Genomic DNA, 12,861 nt, shown 5'->3' on the forward strand with positions numbered 1-12,861 from the left:
TCGGGTTAACGGTTCGGTGCGCGGCCTCACCAGCCCGAGGCAACGAGGGCGGCGCCCGCCGCGATCAGCGCGACGCCCGCCCAGGCGGCGAGGCTCAGGGTCTCGCCGAGCAGGGTGGTGCCGAGGATCGCCACCAGAACGACGCTGAGCTTGTCGATCGGCGCGACCCGGGCGGCATCGCCGAGCGACAGCGCCCGGAAGTAGCACAGCCAGGACGCCCCGGTGGCGAGCCCCGACAGGACCAGGAAGACGAGGCTGCGGCCGGAGATCTGCGCGAGGCCCCCGGCCTGACCGGAGCCGAGGACGATCGCCCCGGCGAAGACCAGGATCACCGCGGTCCGCACGAAGGTCGCGACATCGGACTGGACGCCCGTGACCCCGACCTTGGCGAGGATCGCGGTGAGCGCCGCGAAGCCCGCGGCGGCGAGCGCCCAGAAGCGCCAGGATTGCACAAGGTGGCTCACGGGGATCTCGTGCGGGACGATCGCCGCTCGGTGCCCGCGACGGCCTTCGCGTACCGAATCGCAAGGCTCACAGGCGGCCGATGTTTCCCGTGAAACATCGGCCGCCCCTCCTCACAGCAGCTTGTCGATCGTGATCGGCAGGTCACGGACCCGCTTGCCGGTGGCGTGGAACACCGCGTTGGTGATCGCCGCCGCCGTGCCGACGATGCCGATCTCGCCGAGACCCTTCACGCCGAGGGGGTTGGCCTTGTCCTCCTCGTCCACGAAGATCACGTCGATATCGTAGATGTCGGCGTTCACCGGCACGTGGTACTCGCCGAGATTGTGGTTCATGAACCGGCCGACGCGGTGGTCGAGCATCGACTCCTCCTCCAGCGCCGAGCCGATCCCCATCACCACGCCGCCGAGGATCTGGCTGCGCGCGGTCTTGGGGTTCAGCACCTTGCCGGCGGCGATCGCCGAGACGACGCGGGTCACCCGGACCTGCCCCAGTTCCTCGTCGACCTTCACCTCCACGAAGACCGCCGAGTGAGTGTAGGCCTCGTAGGTCTTGTTGAAGTCCTTGTCGGGCCCGGCCGCCTCGACGGCCTCGACCTTGTCGAGTCCGGCCGCCTTCAGCACCTCCACCAGGGCGACGCTGCGGCTCGGATCGCCCGCGACCGAGATACGGCCGTCCGCGAACACGGCGCGGTCGAAATCGACGTTGGCCAGGGGCGAGTTCTCCATGGCCCGGGCGCGCTTGAACACCTGTTCGCCGACGTTGCGGCAGGCCTTCATCACGGCGGTGCCGGAGGAGGCCGCGGTCCAAGAGCCGCCCGCGACCGGAGCCTCGGGCAGACGGGTGTCGCCGAGCTTGGTGGTCACCGATTCCATGGGCAGGCCGAGGGTGTCGGCGGCGATCTGGGTGAGGATCGTGTAGGTGCCGGTGCCGATATCGCCGGTGGAATTGCCCACCGTCAGCCGCCCGTCGGGGGTCAGGGTCGCGATGGCGCTCGACTGCATCATCATCGATTCCCAGACGCCCGTGGCCACGCCCCAGCCGACCAGCTCCCGCCCGTCCCGCATGGAGCGGGGCTCAGGGCTGCGCTTGGCCCAGCCGAAGCGCTCGGCGCCCTGCGCGAAGCAGCTCTTCAGCTCCTTCGAGCCGAACGGCTTGCCCCCGGCGGTGGCATCCGAGTCCGCGTAGTTCTTGAGCCGCAGGGCGATCGGATCCATCCCGGTCGCGTAGGCGAGCTCGTCCATGGCGGTCTCGATGGCGAAGACCCCGCTCACCGCGCCCGGCGCGCGCATGTCGCCGGGGGTCGCGGTGTCGAGCTTGGCCAGGGCGTAGGTCAGGGCAACGTTGTCGCAGCGGTAGAGGACGCCCGACCAGTTCACCACGACCTCCTGGTAGTCCTCGTAATGCGAGGTGCCCTGCACGGCGCCGTGCCGGAGGGCCGTCAGGGTGCCGTCGCGCTCGGCCCCCAGGGCGATGGTCTGGAGCGCCTCGGGCCGGTAGGTGAAGGACCACATCTGGTCGCGGGTCAGGGTCACGCGGACGGAGCGCTTCAGCTCCTGAGCGGCCAGCATCGCCAGGAAAAGCTGGTATTGCGGACGCAGGCCCGAGCCGAAGCCGCCGCCCAGATAGGGATTGAGAACCCGCACCTGATCGGGCTTCAGGCCGAACACCCCGGCGAGGTACTGCTGGCTGTTCGAGACGCCCTGGACCTTGTCGTAGACCGTGTAGGTCCCGTCCGTCTCGACCACGACGGTCGAGGCGTGGGGCTCCATCGGGTTGTGGTGCTCGTTGGCGATCCGGTAGTCGCCCTGGACGCGGACCGGCGCGCGGCCGAAGGCGGCGTCGGCGTCGCCCCAGGGCTCGGGCGGCGGCTTGATGCCGCTGCGCTTCTCCGGCGGATCGTAGGCGCCGCCGCGCAGGGCCTTGATGTCGGTGGCGTGGTCCTGGGCCTCGTAGCGGACATGAACCAGCGAAGCCGCGTAGCGCGCGGTCTCGAAATCCTCGGCCACCACCAGGGCGACGGGCTGGCCGCTATAGACGATCAGGTCGTCGTAGAGGGCACGGAACGGCGAGCCCGGGGGGGCCACCGCGTCCTGGAAGTTCTTGTCGCGCCAGGCGGTGCGGGGCCGGTTCTCGTGGGTGATCACCTTGAGGACGCCCGGCACCGCCTCGGCCGCGGTGGCATCGATCGCGGCGATCCGGCCCTTGGCGATGGTGCTCGATACGACATAGCCGTAGGCGAGATCGGGGGCGGCGAACTCGCCGGCGTATTTGGCGAGGCCGGTGACCTTGGCGGGTCCGTCGATGCGGCTGCGCGGGCTGCCCACAAAGGTGTCGCGGCCGGTGGAGCTGAAGGTCTGGGTCATCGGGGGGGTGCCTACTGGATGCGCTTGTCGCTGAGCGACTGGGGCGTGCCGGCGGCGGCCTGTTCGAGGCCGCGCACGATGGCCCGCCGGGCGAGATCGATCTTGAAGCCGTTCTCCGATTGCGGCTTGGCCTCGGCGACGATGAGATCGGCCGCCTGCTGGAAGCTCTCGCGGGTGGCGGGCTTGCCCGCGAGCAGGGCCTCGGCCTCGCGGTTGCGCCAGGGCTTGTGGGCCACGCCGCCGAGCGCCAACCGGGCGGTCTTCACCGTGTCGCCGTCGAGTTCGAGACCCGCCGCCACCGAGACCAACGCGAAGGCGTAGGACAGCCGGTCGCGCAGCTTCAGGTAGGTGTAGTGCTGCGGGAACCGGCTCTCCGGCAGGTCGACCGAGACCACGATCTCCCCCGGGGCGAGGGTGGTGTCTCGGTCCGGCGTGTCGCCCGGCAGCCGGTGGAACTCGGCGAACGGGATCGTCCGATCGCCCTGCGGACCGCTCACCTGCACGGTCGCCTCCAGGGCGGCGAGCGCGATGCACATGTCGGAGGGATGGGTGGCGATGCAGCTCTCGCTCGCCCCGAAGATCGCGTGGATGCGGTTCACGCCGCCGATGGCCGGGCAGCCGGAGCCGGGCTCGCGCTTGTTGCAGGGCGTGGCCGTATCGTAAAAATAGTAGCAGCGGGTCCGCTGGAGCAGGTTGCCGCCCGTGGAGGCGGCGTTGCGCAGCTGCGCGGAGGCCCCCGCCAGGATGGCGTTGCGCAGGAGCGGATAGCGCTCGGCGACCCTCTCGTCGTAGGCGACCGTGGCGTTGGTGGCCAGCGCCCCGAGCCGCAGGCCGCCCGCGTGATCCTCGATCCGGTCCAGCGGCAGGCGGGTGATGTCGATCAGCCGGCCGGGCTTCTCGACCTCGTACTTCATCAGGTCGATCAGGTTGGTGCCGCCGGCGATGAACCGCGCGCCCGCCCCATAGGCCTGCACCGCCTCCGCCACCGTGCCGGCGCGGACATAATCGAAGCGGTTCATGCGCCGGCTCCCTGCAGGACGTCCTCGATGGCGTCGACGATGTTGGTGTAGGCGCCGCAGCGGCAGATGTTGCCGCTCATCGCCTCCCGGATCTCGTCCCGGGTGTGGGCATGGCCCTCGTTCAGCAGGCCGACCGAGGAGCAGAGCTGGCCCGGGGTGCAGTAGCCGCACTGGAAGGCGTCGTGCTCGATGAACGCCTCCTGGATCGGGTGGAGGGCGTTGCTGCCCGCCCTCGCGCCGAGGCCCGCCAGACCCTCGACCGTGGTGATCTCGGCGCCGTCCTTCATCACCGCCAGCGTCAGGCAGGCATTCACCCTTATGCCGTTCACCAGCACCGTGCAGGCGCCGCACTGGCCGTGGTCGCAGCCCTTCTTGGTGCCGGTGAGGTCGAGTTTTTCGCGGAGCAGGTCGAGAAGCGTGGTCCAGGGCGCGACCTGGAGTTCGCGGCGCTGCCCGTTGATCGTCAGGGTGATGGCGAGGCCGGTATCGGCCCGCACCGGCGGGCTTTTTTCTAACAGCATGGTGTGTCCACGATCTGGGCCGGCCGCGGGGCCGGATAGGAAATGGATCAGTCCGGGGTGGCAGCGGCATGGGCCGGGCAGCCAGATCCGTCGATAACCATTCCAATCTGCGCCTGTTCCGAGGACGATCGGTCTCAGCGATCGGCGAGGCGGGCGTTGCCGCGCCCGCCTCGCCTCGGGTAACCCTCGTCTCGAAAACATCCCCGCCGCATCCCGGAGATCCCGATGGCCGCGCTCGACGCGATCCTCAACGACATCGACACGGACCTGGAGAACGCCCTGGAGCGGCTGTTCGCCTTCCTGAGGATCCCGTCGATCTCCACCGAGCCCGCCCATGCCGGCGATTGCCGGGCCGCCGCCGCGTGGCTCGCCCAGGACCTTACGGCGCTCGGCTTCGAGACCGCCGTGGAGGAGACCTCGCTCCATCCCGTGGTGCTCGCGACCAAGCCGAAGCCCGGCGCGCCGCACGTGCTGTTCTACGGCCATTACGACGTGCAGCCGGTCGACCCGCTCGACCTCTGGACGACGCCGCCCTTCGAGCCGCGCATCGTCGAGGATGGCCAAGGTGGCAAAAAAATCGTCGGGCGCGGTGCCTCCGACGACAAGGGTCAGGTCATGACCTTCGTGGAGGCGTGCCGGGCCCATATCGCCATGAGCGGCGTGCTGCCCTGCGGCGTCACGATCCTGATCGAGGGCGCCGAGGAGAGCGGCTCGCAGGGGCTTCCGGAATGGGTCGCGGCCAACCGCGAAAAACTCGGCTGCGACGTGGTGCTGGTCTGCGATACCGGCATGTGGGACCGGCGGACGCCGGCGATCACCGCGTCGCTGCGCGGCCTCGCCTATTTCGAGGTGAAGGTCACCTGCGCCGACCGCGACCTGCATTCGGGGTTCTTCGGCGGCGCCGCCCGCAACCCGATCCATGTGCTTGCCCGGATCATCGCCGACCTGCACGATTCGGACGGGCGGGTGACCATCCCGGGCTTCTACGAGGGCGTGCATGAGCGCCCGCCCGAGGTGCTGGAGCAGTGGCGCGGCCTCGGCCTGACGCCGGAGGCGCTGCTCGGGCCGATCGGCCTGAAGGAGCCCGCGGGCGAGCGCGGGCGGATGCCGATCGAGCTGGTGCAGTCGCGCCCGTCCTGCGACGCCAACGGCATCATCGGCGGCTATACCGGCGAGGGCACCAAGACGGTGATCGCCTCCACCGCCTCGGCCAAGATCTCGTTCCGCCTCGTGGACGACCAGGATCCGAAGGTGCTGGCGCAGGCGTTCGAGGCCTTCGTGCGGGAGCGGGTGCCCTCCGACTGCACGGTCGAGGTGATCACCTACAAGGGTTCGCGGGCGATCAGCCTGCCCTTCGACATGCCGCAGCTCGGGGCCGCCAAGGCGGCGCTCGCCGAGGAATGGGGCGTGCCGGCCGTGACCGTGGGCGCTGGCGGCTCGATCCCGATCGTCGGGGACTTCAAGCGGCTCCTCGACCGCGACACCCTGCTGATCGGCTTCGGCCTCGACGACGACCGCATCCACTCGCCCAACGAGAAGTACGACCTGACGAGCTTCCACAAGGGCACGCGCTCCTGGGCGCGGATTCTAGCGGCCCTCGGCCAGGGCTCAGATCAGCAGCGCTGAGATCACCAGCGCTGGGATCAGCGCGCGGCCATCGCCCGCATCTTCACGTCGATCCAGCCCCAGAGGGCGCGGATCTCCTCCGCGGCCGGGCCACCGGGGGCGTATTCCGTCACGCCCAGCCCGGTGGCCAGGGCGTCCTGATGGTCGACCCGGTGGATGATGCCGGGCTCGGCCAGCACACCCAGCGCGCGCAACTGGTCGGCATAGGTGGTGGTGCGCGGCGAGGGCGGCGGCGGGCACTGGTTCAGCACCAGGGCCAGCCGGCCGCGCAATCCGACGCCGACCAGGGCCTTGAGCGTCGGGCGGGCCGCCACGATGTCGAGCCGGGAGGGCCGCACCGGCAGCAGCACGAAATCGGCGGTCTTCAGGGCCGGGGCGAGCCCGGTCGCGCTGCCGGCGGTGTCGAGGACGGCGAGCGTGGTGCCCTGCGCGGCGAGCAGGTCCAGGATCGCCGTGAGCTGCCCGATCTCCCAGGGCTGGACCCGGTCGACCGCGACGGAGCCGTTCGTCCGAAGGGTGCCCCAACCCGCCAGCGAATTCTGCGGGTCGAGGTCGAGCGCGGTCACGCGTTCGCCGGCCTCCGCGGCGGCGACGGCCAGGGATGCGGCCAGCGTGGTCTTGCCGGTGCCGCCCTTCTGGACGGCGACGGCGAGGATCCGCAATGGCCGGTCGGCCCGTCGGGGCGAGGCCCCCGGCCCAGTCCCGGATCCTTCAGGATCCATGCACCCTACCTGTCGCTCTGGGTCCGGCCGCCGCGCCGATCGCGGGACCGAGAAACCGCCGTCCCTGCCCGACGGGGAGAAGCGGACGCGCTCCGGTTCCGGAGCCGAGACCCCGAAGCCGCGACTCGCGACCCCCGTCCCGTGATCGTAGCCCGGAATTCACGACGCCGATAACGTGCATCCCCGTCGTCGGCACCTGGTCCATCCGGACCCGCTCAAGTCCATGTGGAAGAGGCATCAAGATTGCGCTCGGCAAAGATCGAACCCGACCCCGGCGTGATCTTTTTCAGGATCACGGATCGTGCCTCCAGATCCTCTGCGCCACATCTCGCACAGGAGAGATATTGGACTGGCCATAGCGTGATCCGCGCAAGCCCGTCAAGTCTTTCAATCAATACGCGCTATAATCTGTGTTCGTAGAAGATCGACCGGAATATCGACTTTACGAACCGTAGTAAGTACGGTCATCGAAGTTCGATTTGCGTAGATCAATATTAAGCGACGAAATCATATCTCGGCTCGGGCTATTCGCTCGGGCCCGTTTGTCCCGAATCGCCGCGGCGGACCGGCCCGACCGTCCGGATCCGAACCGAATGGGTCAGGCGCACCCCATCGGGATCCGGTACGCCATGACGGATCCGTCGCGCGGGCCGGACTTCCGCGCCGTCGCCCGGGATGGGTTCAGCGGCGGCACCCGCAATCGACGCGGCGATCCGGCCAAGCGGCGACGTTCCGGGGCCGGCCGCCCGCGTCAGGGCGCGGCCTGAGACAGCGCCGCGTGGCGGTATTCGCGCGGACATACGCCGTAGCGGTCCCGGAAGCGGCGGGAGAAGTGAGCCTGGTCGGCGAAACCGCAGCGATAGGCGACTTCGCCGACCTGAACGTTGAGGCAGGCGGGATCGGACAGGCGCTGCGCGGCCATTTCGAGCCGCCGTTGCCAGATCCAGCCGGCGATGTTGCGCCCGTCCGCGCGAAACAGCGCCTGCAGGTGGCGCAGCGAGACCCCCATGGCGGCGGCGACCTGCGACGGATCGAGGTTGGGGTCGCCGAGGTTCGCCGCCACGTAGGCTTTGGCGCGCTGCACGGTCAGCGTCCCGTGCAGCGCCTTGGGCGGCTCCTTCGCCATGCGCCCGGCCAAGCAGGCGATGATGAGATCGATGCCCACCGAGACCATCCGCTCGGCCGCGTGGGGCGCCAAGTCCTCGCCCACGCGCGCGAGGTTGCACAGGAACGACCGGGTCAGGGTCGCGGTCGGCAGGGTGCCGTCCACGGTCAGTCCGGTGAAGCGGCGGGATGTCCCCAGCATGCCCTCCAGCCGATCCCGCGGGATCTGGATCGCCAGCATCTCGCTGTATCCAGCGTGCTCGATCGTCCAGGGCATACTGTGGTCTCGTATACTAAAATCGCCAGCATTTTCCGTGCTGACGTGATCATTTTGATCTGCCGATACCGACCCTGCGAGTACCAAGCTGACGAAAAGCACGTCCGTTTTACTATTTTCGTGTCGAAACGAACGCGGCGTCGAATTCGATCTCAGGTTGCTTAATGAGAATTTGGTGAACTCCAAGTTTCCGATCGTTGCGGCGTCGACGCTGGCATGGAACGGTCCGTCTCCGATGTAGACCTGATCCATCGGAACCAGACGCTCTTCACTGACATTCCGCCAGTGTCTGAATCGGTCCCCCTCTTGTACTTGATCCGTGGTGAAGATATTATGCATCACATCAGCGTATGAACCTGATTTCTGTAACGCGCAACCGCGCGAGGTTTCAGAAACAGCATTCCTGTCCGGCCGGACGTGACCGTCGCGACCGGGTTTGCCGCACGCTAGGGCGGAGCGAACCCGCCCCCCATCCGGAGGCGGGGGTTTGCTGCGGGACGAGGCTCTAGGCCCGCCCCTCCTGCACGGCGTGGCAGGCGACGCCGTCGCGGAGCGCCGGCACCTCGGTGCGGCAGCGGTCATTCGCCAGCGGGCAGCGCGGGTTGAAGGTGCAGCCGGGGGGCGGGTCGATCGGGTTCGGGATCTCGCCGGAGACCGGCACCCGGGCCCGGCCGACATGGGCGAGGTCGGGCACCGCGTCGAGGAGCATCCGCGTGTAGGGGTGGCGGGGCGCTGCGAACAGGTCGCGGGCGGCCGCGACCTCGACGAGGCGGCCGAGATACATCACCCCCACCCGGGTCGCCATGTGGCGGACCACGGCGAGGTTGTGGGAGATGAACAGGTAGGTCAGCCCGAGCCGGTCCTGCAGGTCGCGCATCAGGTTGAGGATCTGCGCCTGCACCGAGACGTCCAGCGCCGAGGTCGGCTCGTCGCCCACCAGGAACTCGGCCTGGCTGGCCAGCGCCCGGGCGATGGCGACCCGCTGGCGCTGGCCGCCGGAGAATTCGTGCGGGTATTTTTTGGAATCGTCCGGGTGGAGGCCGACGAGCCCCAAAAGCTCGCCGACCCGGGCGCGGATCGCCCCCTCCCCCTGGATCAGGTTGAACGCCCGGATCGGCTCCGCGATGATCTTGCCCACGCGCCAGCGCGGGTTCATCGAGGCGTAGGGATCCTGGAAGATCATCTGGATCCGCGAGCGCAGGCGCCGCCGGGCCGCCGCCTCCCGGGGATCGGTCATCGAGATGCCGGTGATGCGGACCTCGCCGGCCGAGGGCGGCAGCAGGCCGACCACCATCCGGGCCACCGTCGACTTGCCGGAACCGGATTCGCCGACGATCGCGAAGGTCTCGCCTTTCTCGATCGTGAAGCCGACCTGATCGACAGCCGTGAGAAATTTCCGGGGCTCGCGCTCCAGCACCCGGTTGAGCCAGGGCTTCGACACGTCGAACCGACGGCGCAGGTCGGTGACCTCGACATAGGCCGTCATCGCGCGATCCTTCCCTCCCCCTTGCGGGGAGGGATCGAGGGTGGGGGTGGTGCAGGATCGGACGTCATGGTGCCGTCTGCACCACCCTTGGCCCCTCCCCGCAGGGGGGAGGGGAGAGCGGCGGCCGCATCGTACAGGTGACAGGCCACCCGGCTCGCCTCCACGGCCTGCGGCTCCGGCCGCTCGACGCGGCATCGCGCAAACACCTTCGGGCAGCGGGGGTTGAAGGCGCAGCCCTTCGGGATCGCGGTCAGCCGGGGCATCGAGCCGGGGATCTGGCTCAGCCGGTCGGATTCCTGCGACAGGGTCGGGATCGCGCCCATCAGGCCGACCGCGTAGGGGTGGTGCGGCTTGGCGATCACGGCGGCGACCGGGCCGATCTCGGCGACCCGCCCGGCATACATCACGGCGACCCGGTCGGCGGCCTCGGCGATCACCCCCATGTCGTGGGTCACCAGCATCACCGCGGTGCCGTGCTCCCGGCACAGGCGCTTGAGCAGGGTGATGATCTGGGCCTGGACCGAGACGTCCAGCGCCGTGGTCGGCTCGTCGGCGATGATCAGCTCCGGCTCGGCGGCGAGCGCCAGCGCGATCACCACCCGCTGGCGCATGCCGCCCGAGAATTCGTGCGGATAGCCGTCGATCCGCCGCTCGGGGGCCGGGATGCCAACTTCTGCCAAGAGGTCGATGGCGCGGGTTCGGGCGGCCCGGCCCGACAGGTCCGTGTGGGTGCGGAGAGTCTCGACGATCTGGTCGCCGACCCGGAACAGCGGGTCCAGGGAGGTCAGCGGGTCCTGGAAGATCATGCCGATCCGGCGGCCCCGCACCCGCCGCATCGCCTCGGGGGAGAGGGTGTCGATGCGCTCGCCGCGCAAGAGGATCTCGCCGCCGGCGATCCGGCCGGGGCGGTCGATCAGCCCGATCACCGCCGAGCCGGTCACCGACTTGCCGGCCCCGGACTCGCCGACGACCCCCAGGATCTCGCCGCGGTGGATGTCGAAGGACACCCGGTCGATGGCGGTGAGCGGCCCGCGGCGGGTGTCGAAAGCGACCGTGAGGTCGCGCACGGAGAGGATTGTTTCCATCATGCCGCCCGGCCCCGACGTGTGCGTCCCCTCCCCCCTTTGCGGGGGAGGGTGGCCCCCGAAGGGGGTCGGGAGAGGGGCAGCGCGACGCTGCGGGCTTCAGCACCCGGCACGTCCTTTCCGGAAACCGCGCTCCCCTCTCCCGACCCCTGCTGACGCAGGGGCCACCCTCCCCCGCACAGGGGGGAGGGAGAGGCGTTCAGCCCAGACCAACGCGTCGTGATCATCATTGCAGCTTCGGATTGAGCGCGTCGCGCAGCCAATCCCCCAGCAGGTTGATGGCGATGACCAGCCCGGCGAGCGCCACCCCCGGGAAGGCCACGATCCACCACTCGCCGGAGAACAGGAACCGGTTGCCGGTGCGGATCAGGGTGCCGAGCGACGGCATGGTCTCGGGGAGGCCGGTGCCGAGGAACGACAGGGTCGCCTCGGTGATGATGGCGAGCGCGAGGTTGATCGTGGCGATCACGAAGACCGGGCCGGTGACGTTCGGCAGGACGTGGCGGACCAGGATCACCGGCGACGACAGGCCGATCAGCCGCGCCGCCTGGACGTAGTCCTTGCCCTTCTCGACCATCACGGAGGAGCGGACCGTCCGGGCGTACTGCACCCAGAACGACAGGCCGATCGAGACCACGATCAGCCCGATCAGCGGCCCGACATCGAGCGCGCTGCTGAAACTCGCCTTGGCGACGCCGTCCACCACCAGGGCGATCAGGATCGCCGGGAAGGTGAGTTGCACGTCGGCGACCCGCATGATCAGGGTGTCGACGGCTCCGCCCGCGTAGCCGGCAACCAATCCCAGTGCGATGCCGAGGATGCCGGAGGTCACCACCCCGAGCACGCCGACGATCAGCGACAGGCGCAGGCCGTACAGCACCGCCGAGAGCACGTCCCGGCCCTGGTCGTCGGTGCCGAGATAATAGGGCGCCTGGCCGTCCGCCTGCCAGATCGGCGGCAGGTTGGAGTTGATCAGGTCGAGCTGGGCCGGGTCGTAGGGGTTCTGCGGCGAGACCAGCGGCGCCGCGAAGGCGAGCCCGACCATCAGCACCGTGGCGACCAGCGCCGCAACGGCGGTCTTCGAGCCCAGAAAGCTCGCCAGCAGGTCGGAGTCGCGCCAGCGCGCGATGCGCGAGGGCGCCGCCTCCGGCAGCGGGACTGGCGGGGCGTCGCCCGCGTCGAGGTCGTATCCGCTCATGCCATCCTCACGCGGTGCGCGTGGACGAGAGCCGCAGGCGCGGATCGACCACGGTGTAGAGGATGTCGACCACGAGGTTGATGGTCACGAAGATCAGCGCGACCAGCAGCAGGTAGGCGGACATGATCGGGATATCGACGTTCTGCACCGCCTGGACGAACAGCAGGCCCATGCCGGGCCACTGGAACACCGTCTCGGTGATGATCGAGAAGGCGATGACCGAGCCGAGCTGGAGACCCGCGATGGTGATCACCGGCACGAGCGTGTTCTTGAGGGCGTGGCGCAGGTTGACGGCCCGGGTGGAGAGGCCGCGGGCCCGGGCGAAGCGGATGTAGTCGGTGCGCAGCACCTCCAGCATCTCGGCGCGCACCAGCCGCATGATCAGGGTCATCTGGAACAGGCCCAGCGTCACGGAGGGCAGGATCAGGGCCTTGAGCCCGGAGGTCGTGAGGAAGCCGGTGGTCCACCAGCCCAGCCGCACCGTGTCGCCGCGCCCGTAGGAGGGCAGCCAGCCGAGCGTCACCGAGAACAGGTAGATCAGCAGGATGCCGATCAGGAAGGTCGGCAGGCTGATCCCGATCAGCGAGACCGCCTGGAACAGCCCGGCGAGCCAGGACTCGCGGTAGAGCGCGCAATACACGCCCATCAGCACGCCGACCACCAGGGCGAAGAGCGTGGCGCAGAAGGCGAGTTCCAGGGTCGCCGGCATCCGCTCGGCCAGCAGCTGCGAGACCGGCTGCCGGAACTGATAGGAGATGCCGAACTGCCCCTGCACCACGCGGCCGGCGTAGCGGGCGAACTGGACCAGCACCGGATCGTCGAGGCCGAGGCTCGTCCGGATCTCGGCCCGCTCGGCTACGGTGGTGTCGGGCCCGACGATCTGGTTCACGGGATCGCCCGCAAACCGGAACATCGCGAAGGCGATGAGCCCGACGACCGCCAGCACGGCGGCCGCCTGGATCACCCGGCGCAGCAGGAAGGCGAGCACGCCCGGC

11 protein-coding genes are annotated in these 12,861 nt (G+C 69.4%); 1 reads left to right on the top strand and 10 read right to left on the bottom strand.

The annotated features are described in order from the left end of the window. Window positions 1–26: 26 nt before the first annotated feature. The 4 genes from AC3IF1_RS01680 to AC3IF1_RS01695 form a co-directional block, all read right to left on the bottom strand. Entirely contained in the window at window positions 27–464 is a 438-nt protein-coding gene (locus AC3IF1_RS01680) for an EamA family transporter (RefSeq protein ID WP_489215362.1), read from the bottom strand. A gap of 111 nt (window positions 465–575) precedes the next feature. After that, on the bottom strand, window positions 576–2,828 hold the full coding sequence (locus AC3IF1_RS01685) for a xanthine dehydrogenase family protein molybdopterin-binding subunit (RefSeq protein ID WP_489215364.1): 2,253 nt from the start codon (window positions 2,826–2,828) through the stop codon (window positions 576–578). 11 nt (window positions 2,829–2,839) lie between these two features. After that, window positions 2,840–3,847, bottom strand: coding sequence for an FAD binding domain-containing protein (locus AC3IF1_RS01690; protein WP_243971074.1), 1,008 nt, complete (start codon window positions 3,845–3,847; stop codon window positions 2,840–2,842). Further along, entirely contained in the window at window positions 3,844–4,368 is a 525-nt protein-coding gene (locus tag AC3IF1_RS01695) for a (2Fe-2S)-binding protein (protein ID WP_489215367.1), read from the bottom strand. Before AC3IF1_RS01695 ends, AC3IF1_RS01690 begins: the two co-directional genes overlap by 4 nt. A 225-nt stretch (window positions 4,369–4,593) precedes the next feature. On the opposite strand from AC3IF1_RS01695, the gene AC3IF1_RS01700 reads away from it, so the two are divergent. Next, window positions 4,594–5,994, top strand: coding sequence for a M20/M25/M40 family metallo-hydrolase (locus AC3IF1_RS01700; RefSeq protein WP_489215369.1), 1,401 nt, complete (start codon window positions 4,594–4,596; stop codon window positions 5,992–5,994). A gap of 17 nt (window positions 5,995–6,011) precedes the next feature. On the opposite strand, the gene AC3IF1_RS01705 is transcribed toward AC3IF1_RS01700, so the two are convergent. The 6 genes from AC3IF1_RS01705 to AC3IF1_RS01730 form a co-directional block, all read right to left on the bottom strand. Then, window positions 6,012–6,716, bottom strand: a complete 705-nt coding sequence (locus tag AC3IF1_RS01705; RefSeq protein ID WP_489215371.1) for a nucleotide-binding protein — start codon at window positions 6,714–6,716, stop codon at window positions 6,012–6,014. Between the two features lie 751 nt (window positions 6,717–7,467). Beyond that, entirely contained in the window at window positions 7,468–8,436 is a 969-nt protein-coding gene (locus AC3IF1_RS01710) for a helix-turn-helix domain-containing protein (protein WP_489215373.1), read from the bottom strand. 166 nt (window positions 8,437–8,602) lie between these two features. After that, window positions 8,603–9,583: an ABC transporter ATP-binding protein gene (locus tag AC3IF1_RS01715; protein ID WP_489215375.1), complete on the bottom strand. Its 981-nt coding sequence runs from the start codon at window positions 9,581–9,583 to the stop codon at window positions 8,603–8,605. Beyond that, on the bottom strand, window positions 9,580–10,671 hold the full coding sequence (locus AC3IF1_RS01720; RefSeq protein WP_489215377.1) for an ABC transporter ATP-binding protein: 1,092 nt from the start codon (window positions 10,669–10,671) through the stop codon (window positions 9,580–9,582). The genes AC3IF1_RS01715 and AC3IF1_RS01720 overlap by 4 nt, the downstream gene beginning before the upstream one ends. A 223-nt stretch (window positions 10,672–10,894) precedes the next feature. Beyond that, entirely contained in the window at window positions 10,895–11,866 is a 972-nt protein-coding gene (locus AC3IF1_RS01725; protein WP_489215379.1) for an ABC transporter permease, read from the bottom strand. Window positions 11,867–11,873: 7 nt separating this feature from the next. After that, a complete protein-coding gene (locus tag AC3IF1_RS01730) occupies window positions 11,874–12,854 on the bottom strand; it encodes an ABC transporter permease (protein WP_489215381.1) in 981 nt (326 codons plus the stop codon). Between the last annotated feature and the right edge of the window lie 7 nt (window positions 12,855–12,861).

Source organism: Methylobacterium sp. E-012, from assembly GCF_057836545.1.

Coding starts and splice junctions, on each gene's coding strand:
- AC3IF1_RS01715 (WP_489215375.1), bottom strand. CDS start 9,583: ATGACGGCCTATGTCGAGGTCACCGACCTGCGCCGTCGGTTCGACGTG.
- AC3IF1_RS01690 (WP_243971074.1), bottom strand. CDS start 3,847: ATGAACCGCTTCGATTATGTCCGCGCCGGCACGGTGGCGGAGGCGGTG.
- AC3IF1_RS01705 (WP_489215371.1), bottom strand. CDS start 6,716: ATGGATCCTGAAGGATCCGGGACTGGGCCGGGGGCCTCGCCCCGACGG.
- AC3IF1_RS01700 (WP_489215369.1), top strand. CDS start 4,594: ATGGCCGCGCTCGACGCGATCCTCAACGACATCGACACGGACCTGGAG.
- AC3IF1_RS01695 (WP_489215367.1), bottom strand. CDS start 4,368: ATGCTGTTAGAAAAAAGCCCGCCGGTGCGGGCCGATACCGGCCTCGCC.
- AC3IF1_RS01725 (WP_489215379.1), bottom strand. CDS start 11,866: ATGAGCGGATACGACCTCGACGCGGGCGACGCCCCGCCAGTCCCGCTG.
- AC3IF1_RS01710 (WP_489215373.1), bottom strand. CDS start 8,436: ATGCATAATATCTTCACCACGGATCAAGTACAAGAGGGGGACCGATTC.
- AC3IF1_RS01720 (WP_489215377.1), bottom strand. CDS start 10,671: ATGATGGAAACAATCCTCTCCGTGCGCGACCTCACGGTCGCTTTCGAC.
- AC3IF1_RS01685 (WP_489215364.1), bottom strand. CDS start 2,828: ATGACCCAGACCTTCAGCTCCACCGGCCGCGACACCTTTGTGGGCAGC.